Annotated in this window: 23 protein-coding genes; 7 read left to right on the forward strand and 16 right to left on the reverse strand. The window is 66.3% G+C overall.

Translation table 11 applies throughout. The annotated features are described in order from the left end of the window. Positions 1-44 precede the first annotated feature (44 nt). The gene (locus ACUXVX_RS04325; RefSeq protein WP_446310526.1) at positions 45-503 is read left to right on the forward strand and encodes a GNAT family N-acetyltransferase; all 459 of its coding nucleotides are present in this window, start codon (positions 45-47) and stop codon (positions 501-503) included. On the opposite strand, the gene ACUXVX_RS04330 is transcribed toward ACUXVX_RS04325, so the two are convergent. The 10 genes from ACUXVX_RS04330 to ACUXVX_RS04375 all read right to left on the reverse strand — a co-directional run bounded on the left by ACUXVX_RS04330 (position 498) and on the right by ACUXVX_RS04375 (position 10,570). After that, the gene (locus ACUXVX_RS04330; RefSeq protein ID WP_446310527.1) at positions 498-851 is read right to left on the reverse strand and encodes a hypothetical protein; all 354 of its coding nucleotides are present in this window, start codon (positions 849-851) and stop codon (positions 498-500) included. The genes ACUXVX_RS04325 and ACUXVX_RS04330 overlap by 6 nt on opposite strands. Further along, entirely contained in the window at positions 848-1,951 is a 1,104-nt protein-coding gene (locus ACUXVX_RS04335) for an EscU/YscU/HrcU family type III secretion system export apparatus switch protein (protein WP_446310528.1), read from the reverse strand. The genes ACUXVX_RS04330 and ACUXVX_RS04335 overlap by 4 nt, the downstream gene beginning before the upstream one ends. 3 nt (positions 1,952-1,954) lie before the next feature. Beyond that, positions 1,955-2,728, reverse strand: a complete 774-nt coding sequence (locus ACUXVX_RS04340; protein WP_446310529.1) for a flagellar biosynthetic protein FliR — start codon at positions 2,726-2,728, stop codon at positions 1,955-1,957. Between the two features lie 24 nt (positions 2,729-2,752). Beyond that, positions 2,753-4,837, reverse strand: a complete 2,085-nt coding sequence (gene flhA, locus ACUXVX_RS04345) for a flagellar biosynthesis protein FlhA (RefSeq protein WP_446310530.1) — start codon at positions 4,835-4,837, stop codon at positions 2,753-2,755. Positions 4,838-4,840: 3 nt separating this feature from the next. Then, positions 4,841-5,638: a hypothetical protein gene (locus ACUXVX_RS04350; RefSeq protein ID WP_446310531.1), complete on the reverse strand. Its 798-nt coding sequence runs from the start codon at positions 5,636-5,638 to the stop codon at positions 4,841-4,843. 73 nt (positions 5,639-5,711) lie between these two features. Next, the gene (locus ACUXVX_RS04355; RefSeq protein ID WP_446310532.1) at positions 5,712-8,120 is read right to left on the reverse strand and encodes a hypothetical protein; all 2,409 of its coding nucleotides are present in this window, start codon (positions 8,118-8,120) and stop codon (positions 5,712-5,714) included. Beyond that, the gene (motA, locus tag ACUXVX_RS04360; RefSeq protein ID WP_222495783.1) at positions 8,117-8,986 is read right to left on the reverse strand and encodes a flagellar motor stator protein MotA; all 870 of its coding nucleotides are present in this window, start codon (positions 8,984-8,986) and stop codon (positions 8,117-8,119) included. Before motA ends, ACUXVX_RS04355 begins: the two co-directional genes overlap by 4 nt. 87 nt (positions 8,987-9,073) lie before the next feature. Then, a complete protein-coding gene (locus tag ACUXVX_RS04365) occupies positions 9,074-9,688 on the reverse strand; it encodes a MotE family protein (protein WP_446310533.1) in 615 nt (204 codons plus the stop codon). After that, a complete protein-coding gene (locus ACUXVX_RS04370) occupies positions 9,688-10,056 on the reverse strand; it encodes a hypothetical protein (RefSeq protein ID WP_446310534.1) in 369 nt (122 codons plus the stop codon). The genes ACUXVX_RS04365 and ACUXVX_RS04370 overlap by 1 nt, the downstream gene beginning before the upstream one ends. 10 nt (positions 10,057-10,066) lie before the next feature. Beyond that, on the reverse strand, positions 10,067-10,570 hold the full coding sequence (locus ACUXVX_RS04375; protein ID WP_446310535.1) for a flagellar basal body-associated FliL family protein: 504 nt from the start codon (positions 10,568-10,570) through the stop codon (positions 10,067-10,069). Between the two features lie 120 nt (positions 10,571-10,690). On the opposite strand from ACUXVX_RS04375, the gene fliF reads away from it, so the two are divergent. Genes fliF through fliP form a run of 4 tightly spaced genes read left to right on the forward strand, consistent with a single transcriptional unit; the run spans position 10,691 to position 13,940 of the window. Next, positions 10,691-12,337, forward strand: a complete 1,647-nt coding sequence (gene fliF, locus ACUXVX_RS04380) for a flagellar basal-body MS-ring/collar protein FliF (protein WP_446310536.1) — start codon at positions 10,691-10,693, stop codon at positions 12,335-12,337. Beyond that, complete coding sequence (locus ACUXVX_RS04385) at positions 12,334-12,927, forward strand: FliH/SctL family protein (protein ID WP_446310537.1); 594 nt, start codon at positions 12,334-12,336, stop codon at positions 12,925-12,927. Before fliF ends, ACUXVX_RS04385 begins: the two co-directional genes overlap by 4 nt. Positions 12,928-12,930: 3 nt before the next feature. Continuing rightward, complete coding sequence (locus tag ACUXVX_RS04390; protein WP_446310538.1) at positions 12,931-13,206, forward strand: FliM/FliN family flagellar motor switch protein; 276 nt, start codon at positions 12,931-12,933, stop codon at positions 13,204-13,206. A gap of 5 nt (positions 13,207-13,211) precedes the next feature. Beyond that, positions 13,212-13,940, forward strand: coding sequence for a flagellar type III secretion system pore protein FliP (gene fliP / locus ACUXVX_RS04395; RefSeq protein WP_446310539.1), 729 nt, complete (start codon positions 13,212-13,214; stop codon positions 13,938-13,940). Between the two features lie 172 nt (positions 13,941-14,112). Here the strand turns inward: fliP and ACUXVX_RS04400 are convergent, their stop codons facing one another. The 6 genes from ACUXVX_RS04400 to ACUXVX_RS04425 form a co-directional block, all read right to left on the reverse strand. Continuing rightward, the gene (locus tag ACUXVX_RS04400) at positions 14,113-15,216 is read right to left on the reverse strand and encodes a flagellar basal body P-ring protein FlgI (protein WP_446310540.1); all 1,104 of its coding nucleotides are present in this window, start codon (positions 15,214-15,216) and stop codon (positions 14,113-14,115) included. Next, entirely contained in the window at positions 15,216-16,223 is a 1,008-nt protein-coding gene (locus ACUXVX_RS04405; protein ID WP_446310541.1) for a flagellin, read from the reverse strand. The genes ACUXVX_RS04400 and ACUXVX_RS04405 overlap by 1 nt, the downstream gene beginning before the upstream one ends. Before the next feature lie 13 nt (positions 16,224-16,236). Then, positions 16,237-17,682, reverse strand: a complete 1,446-nt coding sequence (flgK, locus tag ACUXVX_RS04410; protein WP_446310542.1) for a flagellar hook-associated protein FlgK — start codon at positions 17,680-17,682, stop codon at positions 16,237-16,239. A gap of 27 nt (positions 17,683-17,709) precedes the next feature. After that, the gene (locus ACUXVX_RS04415) at positions 17,710-19,014 is read right to left on the reverse strand and encodes a flagellar hook protein FlgE (RefSeq protein WP_222470701.1); all 1,305 of its coding nucleotides are present in this window, start codon (positions 19,012-19,014) and stop codon (positions 17,710-17,712) included. 113 nt (positions 19,015-19,127) lie between these two features. Continuing rightward, complete coding sequence (locus tag ACUXVX_RS04420; protein WP_222470700.1) at positions 19,128-19,979, reverse strand: flagellar motor protein MotB; 852 nt, start codon at positions 19,977-19,979, stop codon at positions 19,128-19,130. A 110-nt stretch (positions 19,980-20,089) separates the two neighbouring features. Further along, complete coding sequence (locus tag ACUXVX_RS04425) at positions 20,090-21,469, reverse strand: phosphomannomutase (protein ID WP_446310543.1); 1,380 nt, start codon at positions 21,467-21,469, stop codon at positions 20,090-20,092. Positions 21,470-21,627: 158 nt separating this feature from the next. On the opposite strand from ACUXVX_RS04425, the gene ACUXVX_RS04430 reads away from it, so the two are divergent. Then, a complete protein-coding gene (locus ACUXVX_RS04430) occupies positions 21,628-22,650 on the forward strand; it encodes an aspartate-semialdehyde dehydrogenase (protein WP_222470698.1) in 1,023 nt (340 codons plus the stop codon). A 189-nt stretch (positions 22,651-22,839) separates the two neighbouring features. After that, a complete protein-coding gene (locus ACUXVX_RS04435) occupies positions 22,840-24,495 on the forward strand; it encodes a DUF4139 domain-containing protein (protein WP_446310544.1) in 1,656 nt (551 codons plus the stop codon). Positions 24,496-24,528 lie beyond the last annotated feature (33 nt).

The raw sequence follows: 24,528 nt of genomic DNA on the forward strand, positions 1-24,528 counted from the left end.
TATGGAGCGGGTGACGGCGGGGGAACGCCGAGACGGAGGCTGATATGCGCGACATCGAGGTGACGGTCGGAGACCCGCGGCACCCGGAGGCGACCGCTCTGCTGAAGCAGAGCCACGCGCTGATGGAACGGCTGTTTCCGCCGGAGGACAACTTCTTTCTCGATATCGACGCGCTGGCCGGGCCGGATATCGTGTTTTTTATCGCGCAGGACGCGGGCCGGGTGGTGGGCACCGGGGCGCTGGCGGTGAAGGCGGGCTACGGCGAGGTGAAATCGATGTTCACCGATGAGGCGGCGCGGGGCTGTGGGGTGGCCGGCAAGGTGCTTGCGGCGATCGAGGCGGAGGCGCGCGCGCGAGGGCTGGGCTGGCTGCGGCTGGAGACAGGCAACCTGCTGGAGGCGGCGCATAGGGTATACCGGGCGGCGGGGTTCAAGGAGCGCGGCCCGTTCGGCGCCTACCCCGATGCGGCCTCCTCGCTCTTCATGGAAAAGCGGCTCTCATAGCTTGCGGATCAGCTCCCGGCTGGCCTGCATCTGACCGAAGGACCGGGCCAACGCCTTGCGGGCCTTGGCCGAGGCGGCGCGGGCGCGGGCGAGGTCGCGGTTGAGCACCGCCTTGCGCGCATCGGTCCAGCGCAGCCACACGTTGGTGGCCCGCGCGTGGGACGGGCTGAAATGGACCGGGTCGGACGCATCCGCCATGGCCTGACGGCGGGCCTTGTCGATCTCGTCGATGGCGGCGGCGAGGCGGGCCTCTTCTGCGAGGCGTTGCTTGAGCGTGCCCTGACCGGCCATGAACCGCGCCTCCATCAGGCCGGAGAGGCTTTGCATCTGTTTTCTCTTCACGCTCATGGGCTGCGCCTGCGGGCATAGCTGGCCCGCGCCTTGCGGCGCATCGCCTCGGAGAAGCGGATGGCGGCTGCGACCGGGGCATAATGCTCGGGGCGGATCTCTTCGCCGATCTGGACGGTTCCAAAGAGCGCCCGTGCGGTGGGCGGATCGCGGTGAATCGGCACGCCCGCCTCCTGCGCCTTTTCGCGAATGCGCGCGGCGACCTCATCCACCCCCTTGGCCACGCAGACCGGCGCCCCCACCGACTCGCGGCTCCACTTGAGTGCGACTGCGTAGTGCTGTGGGTTCACCACGATGACATCGGCCTTGGGCACCTCGCCCATCATCTGCGCCGAGGCGATCTCGATGGCCTTCTGGCGGCGCTGCTGGCGGATGTAAGGGTCGCCCTCGCTCTCCTTGTGTTCGTCCTTCAGCTCTTGGTGGCTCATCCGGTTTTTGCGCATGTGCTCGGCCCGCTGCCACATGAAGTCCACCGTGGCGATGGCGGCCATGATGGCGGTGACGATGAGCAGGAAATCGAGGCAGAGCCGCCCCAGCAGCGCGCCGACCTGCCCCGGCTCGAGCGCGGTGGCCGAGAGCATGTCGGGCAGGCGGCGGTCGAGGTAGACGAAGAGCACGACCGAGATGATGGTGAGCTTGAGGAAGCTCTTGAAGAACTCGAAGAGCCCGCCGCGGCCGAACTTGTTCTTGGCGTTGGAGAGCGGCGAAATGCGGCTGAGTTTGAACTGGATCTTCTCGGGCGCGAAGGTCACCGCCCGCTGGGCAATGAGCGAAAGCACGCAGGCGAGCGCGGGGATGGCGAACCACGGGGCGATGGCGGTGGCGACCTGTGCCAGCAGCCCGCCGGAGAGGGTGGCAAAGCCCGGCCCGGTCATCAGCGGGGCGAGACGGTCGGCCTGGGCGAGGAGCTGGCTGCCGGTGGTGCCGAGCGTGCCCACGCTGGAGGCCCCGGCGGTGAGCATGGCCAGCAGCAGCCCGCCATAGGCGGTGGCGGTGGTGATATCGGTCGAGCGCGGAACCTCGCCCTTCTTGCGGGCGTCCTCCAGCCGCTTCTGGGTTGGTTCGTGTTGCTTTTCGCCTTCGTCGTTCTGCCCGGCCATCCCCTATCCTCCCAGCGGAATGGCGAGATAGCGCTGCAGCGCATCCAGCCAGAGCGAGAGCAGGTATGGCGCGGAGAAGAACAGCAGGATGAGCCCGCCCGCAGTGATGGCGGGCGCGCCGACGAAGGCCACCATGAGCTGGGGCATGGCGCGGTTAATCACCCCGAGGGCGATGTTGTAGATCAGCGCGGCGATGATGAAAGGCGAGGCGAGCGAGAAGGCCATCCCGAAGGACGCGCCGATGCGCTCCACCCCCCAGGCCATCGCCTCGCCGGCGCCGATGACAGCGCCGACCGGCAGCACCTCGTAGCTTTGGACGAAGCCAATCGCGACCTGCACATGCAGGCCCGACATGGCGGCGAGCGCGAGCCCGGAGACAACGAGCAGGTGGCCGATGGCGGGCTGCGGATCCACATCCTTGGAGGCACCGAAGATCTGGGCGAGCGAGGTGGATTGCGCCGCCATCGAGCCCGCGACCTGGAGCGCATAGACAAAGAGCCGGAGCCCGAAGCCGAAGACGAGGCCGATGGCGGTTTCGCTGACGAGGGTAAGCGAGAGGGCGATGTCGGTGAGCGAGGCGGATTGCGGCACCTCGACCATGGGCGCGACGATGGCGGTGAAGGCCAGCGCGGCGGCGAGGCGGATGCGGGCGGGCACCCCGGCCTCGCCGAAGGCAGGGATCATCATCATCGCCGCGCCGATCCGGAGGAAGACGGTGAATCCGGTCACAAGGGCGTCTTGAGAGAAGCCGAGAAGCTGTGCGAGAGTCTCGATCACGTGCGGCGGCTCATGCGGGACGGCTCATGCTGCGATGACGCCCATCAGAGCCGGGCGCGCATCCATCCCGATTTCCTCGAAGGAGAGCACTGGCGTGCCGATGCCCTTGGCCGTCAGCACGGTTTTTAGGAAGCGGCGGCGGCGGGAGGTGGTGACCAGCGCGGGCGAGACCCCGCTTTCGGCCGCGTGGGAGAGCTTTTCGGAGACACCGGTTGCGAGCCTGGAGAAGGCCTCGGGCGGCAGGGCGATATCCTCGGTGCCGTTGCCGCCATCGACTTGGTGGGCAAGGAATTTTTCCTCCCATTCGGGGGCGAGTTGCAGCAACGGCAGGGTGCCATCCTCCCGACGCAGCTCGGAGACCAGCTGGAAGCCGAGGCGCTGGCGGACGTGCTCGCAAATCGCCTCCGGGGCGGAATAAGTGCCGCGCGCCTCCGAGATCGCCTCGAGAATAAGGGGCAGGTTGCGGACAGAGACTTGCTCATCGAGCAGCAGCCGCATGACGGCGAGCAGTAGTTCGGTTGGCACCTTGTCGGGCACCAACTCGTCGATCAGGCGGCGGTTGGCCTCGGCGCGGACCGGATCGGAGAGGTTGGAAAGCTCCTCCAGCAGCCGCCGCAGGGCCTTCAGGGTGAGCAGCCGGGCGAAGTTGCGCTTCAGCACCTCCAGCAGGTGGGTGGCGAGCACCTCGGCGGAGGTGACCACGGTGGAGCCCCGAAGCGCCGCCTCTTCCCGCGCGTTCTCCGAGATCCAGCGGGCCGGGGCACCATAGACCGGTTCGTTGCAATCCTCGCCGGGGGGCAGCAGTTCGGGCGTGTCACCGGCCAGCGCGAGCACCCGGTCGGGATGGAGCGTGTTGGTGGCCTGGGTGACGCCGTGGATGCGGATGGCGTAGGTTTGCGGCTTGAGCGCGGCGTTATCCGTCAGCCGGATCTCGGGAAGAATGAGACCGTAGGCGCCGGCTACATGGGCGCGCATGTTCTCGATCCGGGCGTCGAGGCCGGTGGCCGGGTCGAGCACCATGGCCACCAGATCAGGTGCGAACTCGACGTGGATATCGTCGAGGTCGAGCATGTCGCCGACGGATTTTCGAGCCGGTTTGGCGGCTTCCGGCGCGGGCTGCGCGGCGGCGATGGCGTCGGCGCGCAGCACCTTTTGCCGTCGCCACGCGAAGATCCCGAGTGTCACAGCACCCGCGAAGAAGGGCAGCATCGGCAGGCCCGGGACGAGGCCGAAGAGCGCCATGAGGACGGCGACGGTCGCAATCGCCGCCGGGTGCTTGCCAAGCTGGCCCACGAGGGCAAGGTCGGTCGCCCCCTTCTCGCCGCCGCGGGCCAGTAGCAGGGCGGAGGCGATGGAGATGATGACGGCAGGGATCTGCGTGACGAGCCCGTCGCCGACAGTGAGGATCGCATAAGTCTGGAAGGCCTCGGCCAGCGGGAGGCCATGAACGGCGGCGCCCATGATCAGGCCCATCACGAGGTTCAGCAGGGTGATCAGCAACCCGGCAACGGCATCGCCCTTCACGAATTTCGAGGCACCGTCGAGCGAGCCGAAAAAGGTGGTTTCGGCCTGCTCCAACTCGCGCCGCGCCTTGGCCTCGGCATGGTCGATTGCGCCTGCGGACATGTCGGAATCGATAGCGAGCTGCTTGCCGGGCATACCATCGAGCGCGAACCGCGCGCCGACCTCGGCCATGCGGGCGGCGCCCTTGGTGATAACCATGAAGTTCACGATCATCAGCACGCCGAAGACGACGAGGCCCAGAAACACCGAGCCGCCCATGACGAACATGGCGAAGCCCTCAATCACGCTGCCCGCCGCCCGGGTGCCGGTGTGGCCCTCGCCGATGATCAGCTTGGTCGAGCTGACGTTGAGCGACAGGCGCAGCATGAGCGAGGCCAGCAGGATCGTCGGGAAGGACGAAAAATCAAGCGGGCGCTCGATGAAGAGGGTGACGGTGAAGATCAGGATGGCGAGCGCGAAGCTGCCGGCAAGGCCGATGTCGAGCACCCACGACGGCATCGGCAGGATCATCATCGTAATGACGCCCATCAATGCGAGCGCCAGCAGGATTGTGGGTTTGAAGAGTTCGGCCTTGCCGAGGGCCATCACTCAGAGCCCTTCTGCCGGGGTGAAGAGGCTGGCTCCCGGGTATGCTGGGGCGGTGGGCACCAGCGATCCCATAGCTTGTGCCGCGCCGGTGTTTTGCAGGAGCGGGTAGGTGTTGAGCCGGGGCTGGTGTTCTTGCGGGCCGGTGGTGGTGAGCGCCGTATCGTAGGCTTCCGCATGGAGCGAACTGCGGTTGCGGTTGAAGCTTGCTAGCCAAGTCTCTGACTCTTCAGGAGCGAGGCCTTTGAGCGCGGCGGCAGCATAGCCCCAGCCGCCGTGTTTGGCGTGCAGACCGAGCAGGAGAGATGCGGCAAACTCGGCGTTGATGCGCGGGGTCAGCATGTCTTCGAGTGAGGCGAACTCGGGGCCGTATTTGGCGTAGTCGATCTGGAAACAGCCGAGCCCAAGCGCGGGCTCGCTGGCCTTGATCTGCTGGTAGGCATAGGCGCGAGCATCATCGGCGGTTTCGAACCAGACGCGCTGGCCGCCTGCGCCGATTGTCCAGGGCCAAGGCACCAGACCTTCCTCGCTCTTGCGGCCGCTGACAGTGAGCATGATCGCCCGAAGGACGGAGAGCGGCACGCCGGTTTTGGCGGCGGCCTCGGTAGCGGCGGCCTCGCAAAGCTCTGGCCGGGTGGGTTGGGCTAGCGCGGGCAGCGACAGCATGGCCAAGGCGAGAGCGGCGAGGATGATGAAGATCCGGCGTGCGCGGGGCGTGCCGAGGGGCGGGGTACGCGGGGAGTCTGGCAGCCCGCGCGGCGCAATGCTGGGGCCGCCTTCTGGCGGGGAACAGTGGGGCATCTGAGATCGCAGTTCTGGCTAATCCGACATTTGGTCAGCCTAGGGCAAGCTGGTTACCATATAGTTTCCGCCGTCAGGCGCCCGGCGGATTTTCGGCTTCGTCGCCAGCGGGGGACGTAGGACGAGTCGCGGCCCCGGTGGCGGTGGATTTTTCTTCGAGCAGGGTCTCGATCGCGCTGCGGCGCTGGCGGATCTGTTCGAGCAGCTCTTCGGCGCCGGAAAGGCTGGGGCGTCCGGGGGCGGTGGGGGCGGTCTCGGCGCTGGTGGCCTCGGTGAAGCCGGCCTCTGTCTCGCTCCCTGATTCGCGGATCGCCTCGGCACTGCCGCTGGCCCATGCGGCGCGGCGGGCTGCCTCTGCATCGCCCGCGACCCGGCTCATGGTATGGGCGCGTTCGTGCTCACCCAGCCGTGCGAGAAGTTCGCCGCGCAGCGCGTCGCTCTCAGCGCCTTGCATGCCGGCAAGGGATGCCAGTGCACGCTCATAGCGGCCAAGCGCGGCGAGGGCGCGAACCCGCATGAGGCGGTAGGTATCCTCGCGGGGCAGGTTTTCGGACTGGGCGAGGGTCTGCTCGGGGAAGCCGAGGGCGAGCAGCCGTTCGGCGATGGCGAAGCTTGCCTCATGCGAGACGGTGGACCCGAGCTTGGCCTGGGCAGGGTGGAACATGGTGCGGAGAAATATCTCGTCTGCCGCGTTCTGCGCGAGCAGGAGCGCGGTGGCGGAGCGGGCTTGAACGAGCGGGTCAGGCTCCGCCTCGGTGGGGAAGGCTGCGGCGGCGTCGAGCCGGTCGAAGGCCTTGGTGAAGGCGCCATCGCGGGCGTAGGCCGGAGCGAGGCCGATCAGCAGAACCCGGGCGAGGTCGGTATCGCGATGCTCGAAGATCAGGGCTTCGGCGAGGTCTATCTTGTCGGGCGGCAGCGGGCGACCTTGCGCGTTGGCCAGTCGGATCAGTTCGACCAGCGCCTGCGCGGCCTCGGCCTTGTTGCTCTCGGCCACCTCTTCGAGAATTGCTTCGGCGGCAGTGCTGCTTGCAGGCGAGGGGGCGCCGTTTCCGCCGGAGGCGATGTCACCTTCTTCGGCCAGCGCTGCCTGAAGCATCTGGTAGCCGGCACCGTGGGTGCCATCGACGCGGGCGAGAGAATCGCGCAGGGCGGCGGCCAGTTGATCGTGCCCGCGGGCGAGCAGGCGCTGCGCGAGGCGCGGCACGAGAAGGCGGCGCAGGTGCAGCGGCAGATCTGAGGCGGTGGCGGCCACGTCGCGCTGGGTGCGCTCGTTCAGCGCCGCGGGAACGGGGCCAACCAGCATCGCCCAGAAGGACGCCGGACCGGGGCAGCCGACCTGGCCGCTCAGGGCCTGACTGGCGAGGTCCGGCGTGTCATCCAGTCCGGCAGCGAGAGCGCGGTAGAGGGCGGCGACCTCGGCCTCTGGCAGAAAGTCATCGATCACCTGCCGGGCCTCGGCGCCGAACGCGAGGTAAAGGTAGACGCGGGAGAGCGCCTCGGCGGCATAGGTATCGGGCGTGTCGAACTCCTTCAGCAGTGCCATGCGGGCGGTGGCGATCATCTGATGTGGCTCTTCCGAGGGTTCGGAGATGAGGAATGCGAAGTCCTCCGGCGCGATGCAGGCTGCGCGCGTGTCTTCCGGCGGGGGCGGGGCATCGGGTGCGGCGCGATCGACCCCGGTGATGGCGTCGACGTTCGCGCCGGGATGGTTGCTTGGCGGCATGGCGGCATCGGGTTGCTCAACCTCGCCCTCAAGCCCAGCATAGGCCGGGTTGGGTTTAACCATGCCCTGCGAGCCCGCGCGAGCCAGTTGCTTGAGCAGCTCGGCCTCAATCTCGGCGATCCGGCTCCTCTCGCGGGCCTCTGCGAAGGCATCGGTTGCCGGGGGCTCTTCACGCACTTGTACCGCTGCGGGTGGAGATTCTACCGACTCTGACCGCGCATTGGGCAGGACGACGGGTCGATCGTAACGCTTGCGCAACTCGCCAGAATGGAGTGGGGGGAGGGCGCCCGCGGCCACCTCTGCTGCAGGCGGGGGCGTGCGATCCGGCGCAATAGCGGGCGCTGGCGTGGGAGGGAAGAGGGGCGCGGTGAAGGCGTTGCCCTCGGATGCCGGGCCATCGCGGATGTCGACGACAAGGATGTTGGAGCGGATCTGGAAGGCCTCGGCGTGGCAGTTGCAGCGGACCCCGATGCTGAGCAAGCCTTCGGCTGCATCGAACTCCAGCGTACCGATGCGGGTGCGGGGGATGAGGTCGAACGCACCGGTGAGATCAACGGCGATTTCGGGCCGGTCCAGTTTGAGGCCGAAGCCGCCCTCGATCCGTCCCACGCGCCAAGCGCTCTCGCGCGCGAGCACGAGGGCGATGCGGGTGAAGCCGTCATGCTCACCGGAGAGCAGGCGAACTGTCTCGGCCCGCAGCGGCGCGGCGACGAAGGCCGCGACCAGCGCGACCGCATGGAGCCATGCCCGAGGGGTCATGCGGCCTCCGACTTGAGGTTCTTCAGCGCTTCTTCTAGCTCTGAGAAGCTGGGGCGGCTGTGGCCCGGGGTGTTTTGCCGCCCGACTTCGATGCAGATGTTAGTGGCGTGCTGGTGCAGGTTGGCCACCAGCACCTCGCGGATGAGCTGGTAGAAATGCGCATCTTCCTCGATCACGGCCTTCATCTTGGACGCAAAGGGCCCGACGATGCCGTAGGCGAGGAACACGCCCAGAAAGGTGCCAACGAGCGCGCCGCCGATCAGCTTGCCGAGAATTTCCGGCGGCTGGTCGATGGAGCCCATGGTCTTGATCACGCCGAGCACGGCGGCCACGATCCCCAGTGCCGGTAGGCCGTCGGCCATGGATTGCATTGCGTGGGAGGAGTGCATGTTGTGGTGCATGTTGGCGGACATGCGCTTTTCGAGCACCTCCTCGACCTGGTTCGGGTCATCGTAGTTCATCGAGGCGGAGCGGAGCGTGTCGCAGATGAGCTCGATCGCTTCCCTGTCGGCGAGGATCTTGGGGTAGCGCGATATGATCGAACTTTCGGCCGGGTTCTCGATATGCTCCTCGAGGCCGACCGGGTTTTGCCGGGCGAGGCGGATCAGCTCGAAGAGCAGGCAGAGCAGCTCCTTGTAGTCGTGGTGGCCCCAATGCGGGCCTTTGAACACCTTCTTGATGTCTTTCAGGGTGTGCTTGATCGCGGCCATGTCGTTGGCGAGCACGAAGGCGCCCACTGCGGCTCCGCCGATCATCGTCATCTCGAAGGGCAGGGACTTGAGGATGATTCCCATCTTGCCGCCGGCGGCGAGATAGCCGCCGAAGACCATCACGAAGATGATGATGATACCGACAATACCGATCATGTTCTGCTCGCTCTCGCTCTGCCTCGCGGGCTTTGGCCCGCGTCTGTTGTCGCATCCGGCGGTTAAGATTCTCTGAGGCCCAGGACTTTACTCGGTCGGAACCGCGCCGTTCCGGCCCGCGAGGATCAGGGAGAGAGTGTAGGCCGCCTTGGGCTCCATCCCGGCGAGCACGGCACCGGCCCGCTCCGGCTGCATGCGGCCGAGAAACCCGGCGGCAAAGACCGGGTCCATCTCGGCAAAGAGCGCGGCGGCCTCTTTGGGTTTCATCACCTCATACATGCGCGTCAGCTTGGCGAGGTCGTTCTCGGCGGCGCCGTCTGCGAGGGCGAGGGTCTCTTCGAGCTGGGCTTCTGCGGCCTTTAGCGCGGCCATCTCGCGGGCGACCTCTGCCCGGGCGCGTTCCAGCGCGACGATCTCGTCAGACACCGCCAGTTCGCGTGCGGTGACCGCCGCCTCACGCTCGGTGAGCGCGGCGAGAAGCGCGGCGATTTCAGGTTCGGGCTCGCATCCGGCGACGACAGGCGTGGCCTCATGGCCCGCATCGCTGCTCATGCGGCTGGCGACCTCGCGGGCGAAAGCGGTGCCGCTGCCGCCGGTCAGCCGCAGCGCGGCGGAACTCAGGAGGAGGCCTGCCAGAACGGTCAGCAGCCCGCGGCCCAGCCTGCGGCGTAGCCCTGAGCGCGATTTCTTGCGCCGTGCCATCAGGCGGCCTCCTGTTCCTCGGGGCGCGCGGCTCGGCGACGGCGGGTCACCGTGGGCTTGGCAGCCTGCTTCGGCTCGCTCTCTGGCAGGTCGTGCATGGAGGCGAGGAGAATCTCCAGCCGGGCGGCCGACTCTTCGGCGCGTTTTGTCATGTCGGTCAGGCGGGAGACGCTGCCGTTGGAGGCTTTGCGTGCTTCTTCCAGCGCCTTCTTCAGGTCGTCGACCTGCACCGAAAGCACGGCGACAGCGCCGCCCATGCCGCCCTCAAGATCGGTGAAACGTGAGAGCCTGCGCGACAGTATGAGGCAATAGACCCCGGCACCAATGGCTCCGGCGACCATGAGAATATCTGCAACGAGATTGAGCATCGGAACCCTCCTAGTTCACCACGAATTCGGTCACGAGAAGGTCCTTTACCCGGCCCTCCCCGGTGACGATCTGAATGCGCCGCAACATCTGGGCACGCAGGCTCATCAGCGCGCTCGGGCGCTCGATTTCTCCGATTTCCACCGCGCGGAGGTAGGTGTTGAGCACGTCGAGGATGCGCGGCATCAGCAGTGTCACCTCCTCCTGCCTGTCCGGCTCCACCTCCAACTCGGCGCGAAACCGCAGGTGGGCGGCGCGGCCCTGCGAGCGGACGGCGATGATGATCGGGTCGAGCGGCACGAAAGCGACCGGCTCCAGCGGCTCGGCCTCGGCGACCTCATCATGCCGTTCCTCCGCAGGCTCCCCCCCGCCCAAAATGCCGGAAAAGGTGGCAAAGAACGCCCCGCCGCCGCCGCCCAGCATGAGCAAGACGCCGAGAACCAGTGGGAGCTTCGACTTCTTTTTCGGGGTGTCGTCACCGCCCTCCGTTGCGGCGGCGTCCTCTTCCTCGGCCATGGCGTCGGGTCTCCTGAACAAATCCGTTGATCCGTTCATAGACCGAATGTGGCTAACCGATTGTTAAGGCCAATGCGCGATTTAGGGAGCACGGGGCAGAAGCCCGGATGACGGCGGAGAATGCGCGTGCAGAACCTACTCGACACATGGAATGGCCTCGATGCGCGGCGGAGAATCACCGTTCTGGTCACCACGCTGGCCATGTTCGCGGCGGTTCTCGCACTGAGCCGGGTGGCAACGGCCCCCGGGATGACGCTGCTCTATGCCGGGCTGGAACCCTCCGCCGCGGGCGAGGTGGTGACTTCGCTCGATCAGCGCGGTGTGGCCTATGAGGTGCGCGGCGGTGCGATTTACGTGGATAGTGCCCGCCGCGACGAGCTGCGGATGACCCTCGCGGGCGAGGGGCTGCCGGCGAATGGCGGCCAAGGCTATGAAATCCTTGACGGTCTTTCGGGGTTCGGCACCACGAGCCAGATGTTCGACGCGGCCTACTGGCGGGCGAAGGAGGGCGAGCTGGCGCGCACGATTCTGGCGTCTCCCAAGGTGCGCGCGGCGCGGGTGCATATCTCTAACCCGGCGAGCCATGGGTTCGGCCGCAACGAATCTGCCTCGGCCTCGGTCTCCGTCACCTCGACGGGCAGGCGAGTGACACCGGCAGAGGCCAAGGCCTTCAAGTTCCTGATCGCCAGCGCCGTGGCGGGGCTGTCGCCGGAGGGTGTTTCAGTGATCGACGGGGCCACGGGGGCCGTGGTCTCCGCCGAAGACGCAATGGGCGATTCGGGCGGCGAAGAGCGGGCGGAGGCCCTGCGCCGCAACGTCCAGCGCCTGCTGGAGGCCCATGTTGGGCCGGGCAATGCGGTGGTTGAGGTTTCGGTCGAGACCGAGACGGAGCGAGAGCAGATCATCGAACGGCGGTTTGACCCCGACGGGCGGGTTGCGGTGAGTTCGGAGACCGAAGAACGCTCCAACTCCGCCAGCGGCACCAACCCTTCTGCGGTGACCGTCGCCTCCAATCTGCCGGATGGTGAGGCGGGCGCGGGGGGCGGTGAAAGCCAGAGCCAAGAGACCGAAACCCGCGAGCGGACCAACTTTGAAGTCTCTGAAACGCAAAGGGAATTGCTGCGAACGCCCGGGGCGGTCAAGCGCCTTACGGTGGCCGTTCTGGTCGATGGGGTGCGCGGGGCGGATGCCAATGGCGACCCGACGTGGACGGCCCGCAGCGACGAGCAGCTTGGTGCCCTGCGCGAACTGGTGGCCAGCGCCGTTGGCTACAACGAGGATCGGGGTGACCAGATCACCATAAAGTCGCTCGAATTCCTGCCGGTGGAAGAGATCGGCACGGCGGCGGGCGGCTCGCTACTCGACAGCCTCAACATCATGACCCTGATTCAATTGGCGATTCTGGCGGTGGTGGTGCTGGGTCTCGGCCTCTTCGTGCTGAAGCCGGCGCTCAGTGCCCGCGCGTTGCCCGCGCCCGAGGCCCCGGTGGCCGCCCTGCCGCCCGGCGCCCCATCCGAGAGCGGCGAGGCCGGGCTCGATGACTTTCCGATGCCGGACGCCCTCACAGGTGAGATCGATGATAGCGGAATCGACCTGCCTGATCTTGCGGTGGTCAATGATTTCGACGTGGCCGGGGTGCCAGGGTTCGACGGGGCCGACAGTGATGACCCGGTGGCCCGGCTGCGCAGCATGATCGAAGAGCGCCAAGACGAGACCATCGAAATTCTCAAGAGCTGGATGGAAGATGACGAGGAGGTGAAAGCGTGAGCAAGGGAGGGATCACGCTTGAGGAGTTCAGCGGCACGGCGCGCAAATCGCGCCGCGCCGACGCGGGAGACAGTGCGCTCGCCGAGGCCCAACTCGCCGCGTTTGACAAGGGATACCGCGAGGGATGGGACGATGCCGCCAAAGCCCACGCGGAAGAGCAGAAAGCCATCGGCGCCGACCTTGCCCGCGCGCTCGACGACATGAGTTTCACCTACCACGAGGCGCGCCGCGCGATGGTGGGTGAAATGCGCGGTCTGGTGACCGGGATCATCTCCAAGGTGCTGCCCGAAACCCTGAACGGAAGCCTGGGGCTCATGATCCTCGAGCGGATCGAGGCTGCGGTGAAGGCACGCAGCGAGGTTTCGGTCGAGATCACTGTGGCGCCGGGCAACATGGCCCGGGTAGAGCCGCTCCTTCAGGGGGAGGCGACCATCCCGGTGCGGCTGGCCGAAGAGCCGAGCCTCGGGCCAGGACAGGCGGCACTGCGCTTCGCCAGTTCCGAGGAAATCATCGACATGAGCGCCGTTCTGGCTGGCATCGCCGAGGTCGTGGACGGGTTTTTTGAGGGTCAGGCGACCCGGGAAGGATGAAACATGAGCGAGGAAATTCACGCCAAGGGCAACCCGTTCACGCAGGTGCCGGTGGAGATCACGGTGGCGGTCGGCAAGGCGCGGCCACGGGTCTCGGAGCTGCTGAAGCTGGGACCGGATGCGGTGCTGCCGCTCGACCGCCGGGTCGAAGACCCGGTCGAGCTCTACGTGGGCGACAAGCTTATCGCGCGGGGCGAGTTGACGGAGGCGGAAGATGGCCAGCCGGGCCAGCTTGCAGTGCGGCTCACCGAGGTCGCGGATCTCAAGGGCGGTCTCTGACTATCATGTGGCGTCGCCTTGGAGTTGCTTTGGCGTTTCTGCTGATCGCCAGCCCGGTGGCTGCGCAAGACATCTCGGTGGATCTCAGTGACGGGCCGGGGGCGCTTACCAACCAGACCATCGGCCTCTTCGCGCTGATCACCATCCTCAGCCTCGTGCCTGGGATCGCGGTGATGATCACCTGCTTTCCCTTTATCGTCACGGTGCTCTCGATCCTGCGGCAGGCAATCGGGCTTCAACAATCACCGCCGAACATGCTGATCGTTTCGCTGGCGCTTTTCCTGACCTATTTCATCATGGACCCGGTGCTTCAGGAGGCGTGGGCCAGCGGGGTGAAGCCGCTGCTCGATGAGCAGATTGCGGCGGCGGAGGCTTTTGACCGAACGCTTGCGCCTTTCAGGGTGTTCATGGCGGCCAGGGTCGATGCAGAGACTTTCGGCACACTTGCCGACTTGCGCGAGGGTGTTGCAGCGACGACCCCGCCGGGGGAGGCGCCGCTCTCGCTTTTGGTGCCCTCCTTCCTGCTCAGCGAGGTGGAGCGGGCGTTTCAGATCGGGTTTCTGATCTTCCTGCCATTCCTGATCATCGATTTGGTGGTGGCGGCGGTGCTCATGTCGATGGGGATGATGATGGTGCCGCCTGCGATCGTGTCTCTGCCGTTCAAACTCGCCTTCTTCGTGGTGGCTGACGGATGGGCGCTGATTTCCGGGGCGCTTGTGCGAAGCTACTTCTGAGTGCTCTGCGGGTCCCATCGCCCACCTTCTGTTTTGCCGCGTCTATCCCACTCTTAAAGGTGCGCCTACAATTGGAAGCATCTGCGATGCGCGTGCGCGCGCCATATCTCGGCTGGCCAAGCGACTGGCTTGTCCGGGGGCGCCTCGAGGTCGGGCGCGAGACCACGCAGGCCTAGCGGACGATGAAGTCTGCGTGGAGGGCGCCGGCGGCCTTGATGCTCTTCAGGATGTCGATCATGTCACGGGGGGAGACGCCGAGGGCGTTGAGGCCGGCGACGACCTCGGAGAGGGAGGTTCCCTCGGCCACCTCGGCAAGGCCGATGCCGGGTTCTTCATTGATTTCGGCGGTGGTGTTGGGCAGCACGACGGTTTCGCCTGGGGCGAAGGGGTTGGGCTGCACGGCGATAGGCTTTTCCTCGATTCGGATCGTCAGATTGCCTTGGCTCACGGCCACACGGCTTATCCGAACATCCTCGCCCATGACGATGGTGCCGGAGCGCTGATCGACCACGACCATGGCGCGGCGCTGGGGCTCGACCGCGATGTTCTCGATCCGGCTAACCATGTGGGCCGGGGAGCGGGTGCCGCTGCCCGAAAGGCTGATTTGCACCGTGCCAGCATCCAGCATGCGGGCGACCGGGGCACCGAAAGTGCCGTTAATTGCGCTTTCAATGCGGCTGGCGGTGGTGAAATCCTGTGTGCGCAGGGCAAGGCGCATGGTGCGTAACTGGGTGAAGTCAAAGGGCACCTCACGTTCTACTCGGGCGCCAGAAGGCACGGTGCCGGCGGTGGGCACGCCCTGGGTTACAGTGGCGCCGTCGCCCTCGGCACTGGCGCCGCCGGCGATGATGGTGCCCTGCGCGACGGCATAGATCTGGCCATCGGCGGCGGTGAGGGGGGTCATCACGAGGGTGCCGCCGAGCAGGCTCTTGGCGTCGCCGATGGCGGAGACCGTCACGTCGATCTGGCTCCCGGCGCGGGCGAAGGGAGGCAGGGTGGCGGTGACGAAGACGGCGGCCACGTTCTTGGGGCGGAATTGCTCGCCGGTGACGTTGACGCCGAGCCGCTCCAGCATGTTTTGCATGATCTCTTCGGTGAAAGGCGCATTGCGCAGGCCGTCGCCGGAGCCATTGAGGCCGACAACGAGGCCGTAGCCGACGAGATCGTTGCCGCGCACCCCGTCAAACTCGACGAGATCCTTGATCCGGACAGGTGTGGCATGGGCCGCGCTGAGGGTGGTCAACGCGACAAGGCAGGCAAGAAAGAGACGAAGCATCAGAGGTAATTCACCAGGCTTAGGGACTGCATTCTGGCAGTCATCGCGTAGATGGTTTCGAGTTGCAGCTGCACCTGTTGCAGCCGCGAGGCGGTTTCATAGGGATCGACCTCGACCAGTTCGGCGCGGGTCAACTTGAGGGCGGAGGTTTCGGCGGCGCGGGCGGTATCGGCCTCGCCGATCAGTTCCTCGACGGTGCCGAGGCGGGCTTGCAGCTTGGTGAGGCCGGATTCGCCCTCGGTCAGGATTTCGCCCGCGCGCTGAAGCAGGTCGGCGCGGGCATCGGTATCGCCGGCGAGGGCGCCATCGGCGATGAGGCCGGCGAGGGCGATGCCCTTGAGTGTGGCGCGCAGCTCGGGGTCGAGGGCGGTAAAGCCGAGGTCGGCAGAGACCTCTTGTCCGATATCGACGGGGGCGAGCGGGGTTGCGGAGCCGAGGTAGACGGTGGTCTCGAAACCGCCGCCGGGGTCGAACCAGGTGTCGACTGCGGCCATGAGCGTGGCGGTATCGGTGGCCCCTGCAGTGGCGGCGCTGAGGCCTGCAATCAGGGTGGCGGCATCGGCCACGGCGGGTCCGCTGACATCCTGCCCGGCGAAGACGCTGCGACCGCCGAACTCGGTGTTCAGCGCCGAGAGAATCGGCTGGAGTTTGGCGGCGGCATCGGCGGCGGCGGTGCCGATCAGCTCGGGTTGCGCGGCTTGGCTCGCATTGAGCAGGTTGGAGGCGCTATCTGCGCCGAAGGCGGAGATCGTCTGGTAGGCGTGCTGCATCACCGCGGCGAAACTCGCGGCCTCTGTACTGGCGGTCTGGAAGGCGGCGTTGCGTGCCAGTGTCATCTCGATGCTGGTGATCGGGGCGAAGTCACCGCCGACGGCCTCGGCGATGCTGGACTTGCGGCCCGAGGACATCTCTTGCGTGAGGCGGGTAAGCTCCGACTTCATGTCGTGGTTGGAGCGGTTCATCGAGTGGAGGCGGGCGAGGTCGCCGAAGCCGAGTTGTTTCAACATCCTGTCAGCCCCTTCAGATGGCCATGATCCGCTGGATCAGCTCGTCGATGGTTTGGATCACCTTGGCGTTGGCGGCGTAGGCCTGTTCGACGACGAGGAGCTGTTGCAGCTCGCGGTCGGTATCGACGCCGCCGGCGAGTTCGGTGCTGAGCAGCGTGTCGTAGCGGGCGTATTGGTAGCTCAGCTCGACTTCGCCGCTCTCGCGCTCGGCGGCGAGGCCAGAGAGGAAGTCGGCCGCATGGCCTGAGGCGGAGCGGGACAGGCCGGTGGTGGCGGTGGAGGCGGAGCTTCGGCTCTCGTTCAGCCGGTCTGTGAGAGACTGGAGCAGGGCGGCGTTGCCGACCGGGCCGGAGGCGGCGGCACCGAGACCGTCGCGCAGGCGCCAGCTGTCGCCGCCGCGATCCGGGTCGGCAAGGATGTTGAACTCCAGCCGGGCGGAAAGCCCCTCTTCATCGGTGGCGACAAAGGCGGTGCCGCCATCGGTGAATAGGCCGGCGTCTCCGACGCCGAGCGTGGTGTCGAGCGCCGGGTCCTGAAACCGCTCGACGAGATCGCGGGCCATCATGTCGAGGCTGGCTTGGGCGGACACTGCGATCTCGTCGCGCTGGGCGAAGAGGGCGTGGAGGCTACCGCCGGCGAAGGGGGCGTTGTTACCGTCGGTGCGGACGGGGTTGCCGTTGAGGGTAAGGCCGGAGAGCGCGCCTGAGCCAAGGGTCATGTCGGGCGTGATCATGTTGACGGAAGAGAAGCCGATTTTGGCCGCGGTCCCCTCCAGCAGGATGCCGCCTGTGGGGGTGAAGAGGGCGACCTTGCCACCCTCGCGCTGGACCTGCCGGATGGGAACGATTTCGGCGATGCTGTCGATCAGCACCTGACGTTGGTCGTGCAGGGCGGCGGCGTCCTGCCCGCTGGAGTTGGAGCTGAAGATCAGGGCGTTCAGCTCAGCCACTTGCTCTAGCGCGCTGTTCAGCTTTGTGACCTCGCGGCTGATCTGCTGGTCGGCCTCGAGCCGGAGATCCTGAATGCCGTCGGAGATGCTCTCGAACTTGGCGGCGAGGTTGACGCCGGCGCGCGCGGCGCTGTCGAGCCGGGCGGGCACATCGGGGCGGCTGGCGGCCTCGATCAGTGCGCCCTCTAAGCGCGCGTAGGCGCTGGTCAGGGAGCTAATGTCATCGGGCGCACCGAGCAGGGCCTCGATGCGGGTGAGTGCATCGGAGCGGGTTTGTGCCTCGCCGGCGGCGGCCTGGGCCAGCCGCCGGTCGCCGATGACGCGCTCGTTCACGACCCTTTCGATGGCCCCGACCTGCACCCCGCCGAGGGGGCGCACCGAGAGGCTCACGCTGCGCCGCCCGTAGCCCTCGGTGAGGGCGTTGGCGATGTTGGAGCTGATCACGTCGGTCTGGCGCTTGGTGGCGTTCAGCCCCGACAGCGCGGCCGACATGGAGGCGGAGAGGGTCATGGGGAGACTCCCGGGTTAGAGCTGGGGTCAGCGCTTGATGTTTGTGGTTTCCTGCAGCATTTCATCCACCGTCTGGATGACCTTGGCGTTGGAGGAATAGGCGCGCTGGGTCTGGATCAGGGCGGTGAGTTCGCCGGCCACATCTGTGGCGCTCTCTTCGAGCGCGTAGCTCAGGATATCCCCGGTCGGCCCGTCTGCCGCGTCCCAGAGAAAGAAGGAGCCGGAGGCGTTGGAGGTTTGGTAGGTCTGGTTATCGAGTGCCAGCAGCCCGTTGGGATTGGGCAGGTCGACCAGCGGGATCTGGTAGATCGTACGGGTGATGCCGATGTCGAAAGCCGCCGAGAGGAAGCCGTTGGCATCGACCTCGACCGAGACCATGTTGCCCACCGGTGAGCCATCCTTGCTGATCGAGGTGGGCGCGAAGCTGTCGGAGAGCTGGGTCATCAGGTTGCCGGAGCCAATGGCGCCGATGTTGATGTCGATCGGGCCGCCGTCGACGGTGACGGTGAAGATGCCTGTCACCCCGTCATAAGCGCCGCCTGCGCCGGTGAGGGTGACGGCGTCGATGGTGCCGCCGGAGCCGCGGGTATCATCGAAGACCAGCTCGTACTCGCCCACAACGGCGCCGCCCGAGGCGGAATCGGTGATCACCATATCCCATGTGTTGGAGGAGCCGGTGGCCGGAATCTGGGGGGTGAAGGTGATGGACAGGGACTCGGAGGTGCCGAGGTTGTCGTAATATTCGATCGACAGATCGAGCGGGTCGCCGGAGGCGTCAAAGTCGGTTTCGGTCGCGGGCAGGTTCATGCCGAGTTGCATGTTCTCGGTCGGCTCGCCGGCGAACTGGTTCACGTTGATCTGGATCGGCTCGAGCCCATCGGCGGTGTCGCGCGCGAAGTTGGGGATGGAGCCATCGGAATCGGCCGGCCAGCCCATGAGCACGAGGCCCGACTCGGTCACCAGATAGCCATCGGCATTGGTGCGGAAGCTGCCGGTGGTGGCCAGATACATCGGCCGGTCACCCGTGAGGTTGTTCAGCGAGCTTTCGGTGGTGACGGGCAGAAAGCCGCGGCCGCGCACGGCGAGATCTGTTGGGTTTTCGGTCGAGAGCAGGGCGCCGGGCTGGTCGATGAAGCGGGTGGTCGTGACCCGCACGCCGCCGGCGGAATAGGTGCCCCGCCCGGAGGTGATGACCATGGCGTGGAAGTCGGCCACGGCGCGCTTGTAGCCGTTGGTCGCGCTGTTGGCGATGTTGTCAGAGATCGTGGCCAGGCGGCTGGCGTTGGCCGCGAGGCCTGCCACGCCCGCGTTGAGCGAGGAAGAAATCGTCATGTGAAGCGCCTTTCTGCTGCTTGGAGCTTTGCTTGAGAGGCACTATGCGCGGGCGTCCTTAAGGGAGGGCTAACAGATAAAATGCCATCGGTTTTGCCCCTCTTTCGCCGCAATCAGATGTCGGTGCGCAGGAGAATGAACTCCAGCCGGTTGTTGCGGATCGACATGGGGTTGCCCTCCATCGGCTTGCGGTCGGCGAAGCCGGAGGTGCGCTGCATTCGGGCGCCATCGAGGCCGGAGGATACCAGAAGCTCGCGGCCCACGGCGGCGCGGTCTGCCGAAAGCTGCCAGACGGGGTTGTTGGCCCGGACGACCGGCTCGGAGGCGGTGTGGCCGTTGACGGCGACCGGGTTGGCGGCGAGGTCGAAGACGCGGGCCAGCATGCCGGCGATCTCGCGCATGATCCGGGTGGGCTCATCGGTGCCGGGCTGGAACAGCGGCACGCCTTCGATGTCGAAGACCTCAACGATCAGCCCCTCGTCGGTGACCTTTGTGACGATATGGCGGAGCGCCTCGTTGGCGGTCATGCTCTCGCCGGACATGGCCATCAGCGCCTGTTCGACATCTTCGAGATCGACCGATTGGGTGAGGGATTCCTCGTTGGACGCGCCCGCGTGCTCGCCCTGCTCGCCCGCCGCAAGCTGGGCATCCGCCGGGTTTTCTGCCGTGGCGCCGGTGCCACTTTGGGGCAGGGTCTCTTCGGTGAAGACGCTGTCACCGCCAAAGGCTCCCTCGCCGCCGCCGGAGACGCGGGAGAGCGGGACGTTGGGGTTGAAATAGTCGGCGATGCCCTTGCGCTGCTTCTCGGTGGTGGCGTTCAGGAGCCACATCAGCATGAAGAAGGCCATCATCGCGGTCACGAAATCAGCGTAGGCGACCTTCCATGCGCCGCCGTGGTGACCATCGCCCGCGATGATCTTTTTCTTCTTGATGATGATCGGTCGAACATCGTTCGCGGCAGACATAGCTCGCCCCTCGCTTTTACACCTGTCTTCACCCGGAGACGGGTTTAGCAGAGGGGCGTGAAGCGCGGCTTAACAGGTAAAATGCGAGGCGTATCGGGCGGCGCGCCGGATCAGGCAGGCGCGCCGGTGTCGCGGATGAGCTGCGAGATTTCGGCCACCTTTTCATCGAGCAGCGCGCGGTCGCCGCGGGTTTCGACGTTGAGGCGCAGCACCGGCTCGGTGTTGGAACTGCGCAGGTTCACCCGCCACTCGGGGAACTCGAGGCTGAGGCCATCGAGGCGGCTGGTGTCGGTGGCGTCGGCGGCATAGGTCGTTTCGAAAGCCTGCTTGGCGGCCTCCGGATCGCCGAGGCGAAAGTTGATCTCGCCGGAGGAGGGGTAGGCGGCGCGCATTTGTGCCACCATCTCGGAGAGCGGTTTGCCCTCGGAGGCCATGAGGGCAGCGACCATCAGCCAGGGGATCATGCCGCTGTCGCAGTAGAAAAACTCGCGGAAGTAATGGTGGGCCGAAATCTCGCCGCCGTAGATGCCATCTTCGCTGCGCATCAGGCGCTTGATCAGCGAGTGGCCGGAAGGCGAGGGCACGGCGACGCCGCCTGCCTCGGCGATCACCTCGCGGGCGTTGAAGGCGACGCGGGTATCATGGACGATCTTGGCCCCGGGATGCGCGGCGAGGAAGCTCTTGGCCAGAAGGGCCACGACGAACTCGCCCTCAACGAAGCTGCCGGTCTCGTCGCAGAGGAAGCAACGGTCGAAGTCGCCATCCCATGCCACGCCCATCGCGGCGCCGGTGGCTTTCACTCGGTCGGCGGTGGCGGGCTGGTTCTCTGGCAGGAGCGGGTTGGGGATGCCGTTGGGAAAGGTCGCATCAGGCTCGTGGTGCATCCGCTCGAAGGTGAGCGGGGCGCCTGCGGCCTCGAGCTTGGCGGCGATGGCATCGAAGGAGGGGCCGGCGACGCCGTTGCCTGCGTTCACGAGGATCTTCAGCGGCTTGAGCGCGGAGATATCCACGAAAGACACGATCTTGTCGGCATAGGCATCGCGGGTGTCGGCCTCGGAGCGGGTGCCGGGGGTGGCGGCATTGGGCAGGTCGGGGCCGCCGCAAAGCTCCTTCAGGCGCTCCATCTCGTCATCTGCGGAGAGCGGGCGAGAACCTTCGGCCACCATCTTGATGCCGTTGTAATCAATCGGGTTGTGCGAGGCGGTCACCATCAGCCCGCCATCTGCGCCGAGGTGAGAGGTGGCGAAATAGACCTCTTCGGTGCCGACGAGGCCGATGTCGATCACATCAACGCCGCCTGCGATGAGGCCTTGGGTCAGCGCCTCGGTGATCTCGGGGGAGGAGGGGCGGATATCTCGCCCGATGACGGCTGTCTTGCAGCCCAGAACCTCGGCGAAGGCGCGGCCGATCTTGCGGGCAAGCGCGCTATCGAGGTTCACGCCGATCTGGCCGCGGATGTCATAGGCCTTGAATGCGGAAAGGTCGGTCATGGGGGCTCCGGGTGCTGGTACGGTCATGCTGCAACTGCGAATGGATCGTAGGCAGCCCGCGCGAATTGGCAACCCCGGCGGCGCAATCACGGCTTTGCCCTTTAAACACGCCCATAAACCCTATATGGCCCCGCAACGTGTAAACAAAGGAGACCCTGATGGGCTATCGCGTCGTCGTCGCCGGCGCCACGGGCAATGTGGGCCGCGAAATGCTGAATATCCTGGCCGAGCGCCAGTTCCCTGTTGATGAGATCGTTGCGCTGGCATCGCGCAAGTCTCTCGGCACAGAAGTTTCGTTTGGCGACAAGACCCTCAAGACCAAGGATCTCGATACCTTCGACTTCACCGGCTGGGATATCGCGCTCTTCGCCATCGGCTCGGATGCGACGAAGACCTATGCGCCAAAGGCCACCAAGGCGGGCTGCCTCGTGATCGACAACTCGTCGCTCTATCGCTACGACCCGGATATCCCGCTGATCGTGCCGGAAGTGAATGCCGATGCGATCGAGGGCTATGCCAAGAAGATGATCATCGCCAACCCCAACTGCTCCACGGCGCAGATGGTGGTGGCGCTCAAGCCGCTGCATGACCGGGCCAAGATCAAGCGCGTGGTGGTGAGCACCTACCAGTCGGTTTCCGGCGCGGGCAAGGGCGGCATGGACGAGCTTTGGGACCAGACCAAGGGCATGTACGTGCCAGGTCAGGAGAAAGAACCTGCGCAGTTTCAGAAGCAGATCGCCTTCAACGTGATCCCGCAGATCGACGTGTTCATGGAGGACGGCTCCACCAAGGAAGAGTGGAAGATGGTCGTCGAGACCAAGAAGATCATCGACCCCTCGATCAAGGTCACGGCGACCTGCGTGCGGGTGCCGGTGTTCGTGGGCCACTCCGAGGCGGTGAACATCGAGACCGAGGAGTTCCTCGATGAGGATGAGGCGCGTGATATTCTGCGCGAAGCGCCGGGCATCCTCGTGGTCGATAAGCGCGAGCCGGGTGGTTACACCACGCCGGTGGAATGCGTGGGCGACTTTGCCACCTTCATCAGCCGCATCCGGCAAGACAGCACCATCGAGAACGGGCTGAACTTCTGGTGCGTGAGCGACAACCTGCGCAAGGGCGCGGCGTTGAACGCGGTGCAGATAGCCGAGCTTTACGGCCAGCGGATCCTGAAAAAGGGCTGAAAATGGTGCGCTTTGATGGCGCGCCCAATGAACGCTGAAAATTCTTTGAGGGCCGGTCCAAGGATCGGCCCTTTGCTTGCGTCTTACCTATTGAACGGCGCCGAGGAGCGCCGGGAAACGCAGCTTGCTTTCGGACAGAGGCAGGAGGATGCTCCGCGCCGAAGGCATTTTGACATGAGGTATTGACCGATGAAGACCCTCCTTTGGGCGACCGCCCTCACCACCTTGCCCGTTGCAGCACTGGCTGCCGATTTTCAGGCCGCGGCCCCGGTGACGGCGGCCACCGTTTACCCGCAGGGCGCCACCGTGACCCGCACGGTGACGGCGCAGGTGCCGGCGGGGGCGCACCGCATTCTGTTTCCGGTGCGCCGAGGGATGCAGGACTACGGGCCGCCGCGGATCTTGCCGTCGGGCGGTGTGGCGCTGGGGGCGACCCAGCTTTTGACCGGCTACGTGACCGACGCGGAAACGCTTTACTCCCCGGCACAGCAGGCCACGCTGGAGCGGGTCGAGAGCCTTGAGGACAGCATCACCGCCAAGGCCGATGAGATCGCCCGCGCGCAGGTGGCGCTGGACGGGGCGAACGCGCGGGTCGAGTTTTTGGCCTCGGTGAAGGGCGGGGCGCTCGATGCGATCGACCCGGAGGCGCTGCGCACCGCCGCTGGGCTGATTGGCAGCGAGACGGCGGCCGCCCAGCTTGAGAAACAGCAGACCGAGGAGGCCCTGCGCGACCTCTCTGAGGAAATGACCGAGCTGAAGACCCAGTTGGCCCAGGCCAAGGCCGACATGGCCCGCCTGACCCCGCCCGAGGGGCCGGTGGACATGATGGCGGTTTCGCTCGAGCTGGACGCGCCGCAGGAGGTGGTGCTGGAGGTGGTCTATCTCGACGGGGCCGCCGCGTGGCGCCCGGACTACGACCTGCGGCTGACGCGGGGTGAAAACGCCTCTGTCGCAATCGACCGGAAGGCGGTGGTGCAGCAGTACACCGGGGAACTGTGGGACGGGATCACGCTGGAGCTTTCGACCGCCGACCCGTTTGCGGGCATCGTGCCCAGCGAGCCGCACCCGAACCAGGCGCAGATCGGGCAGGGTGCCTACAAGAGCCGTGTCTCCGGCAGTGCCTCCTACGACACCGCCCGCGCCGCCGCAGAGCCGGAGGTGATGGAAGAGGCGATGGTGGAGCCGGTTGCCCCGATCGCCGCCGGGTTGAAGGTGGAGGGCCTTGCCGTCAGCTACGACTACCCGCGCAAGGTGACGCTCTCGCCCGACGCGGGTGAGGGGCTGCAACTGGCGCTGGATACGGTGACGCTGGAAGCGGACGAGAAGATCATCGCCGCCCCGCGCACCGACAGCACCGCCTTCCTGCTGGCAGAGCTGCGTAACTCGCTGGCCGAGCCGATCCTGCCCGGTCAGGCCTCGGTTTACCGCGACGGGGTGTTCGTGGGCCGCAACTCGGTGCCGCTGATCCCGGCGGGCGCAAAGGAAGAACTTTCGTTTGGCCCGCTGGAGGCGGTGCGGCTGGAGTGGACGCTGCTGAACAACGACACTGGCGACAAGGGGATCGTGACCCGCTCGAACACCCGCGAGCAGGCGATGGAGTTCACGGTGGAAAACCTCAGCGGCGAGCCGGTGGAGCTGACCGCGCTTTATGCGCTGCCCTATTCGGAGCAGGAAGACTTGGAGCTTGATATCCGCGTGCGCCCCGCCCCCACCCGTGAGGACTGGGAGAAGAAGCGCGGTGTGGGTGAGTGGGACATGGAGCTTGCGCCGGGCGAGAAGAAGCTGGTGCGGATCGACGTGACGCTGGATTGGCCCTCGGGGTCGGAGCTGATCTGGTATCCGTGAGGCCGGCTGACTGACTAGGAGAGGGCCGGGGCG

Source organism: Vannielia sp. SX4, assembly GCF_052828525.1.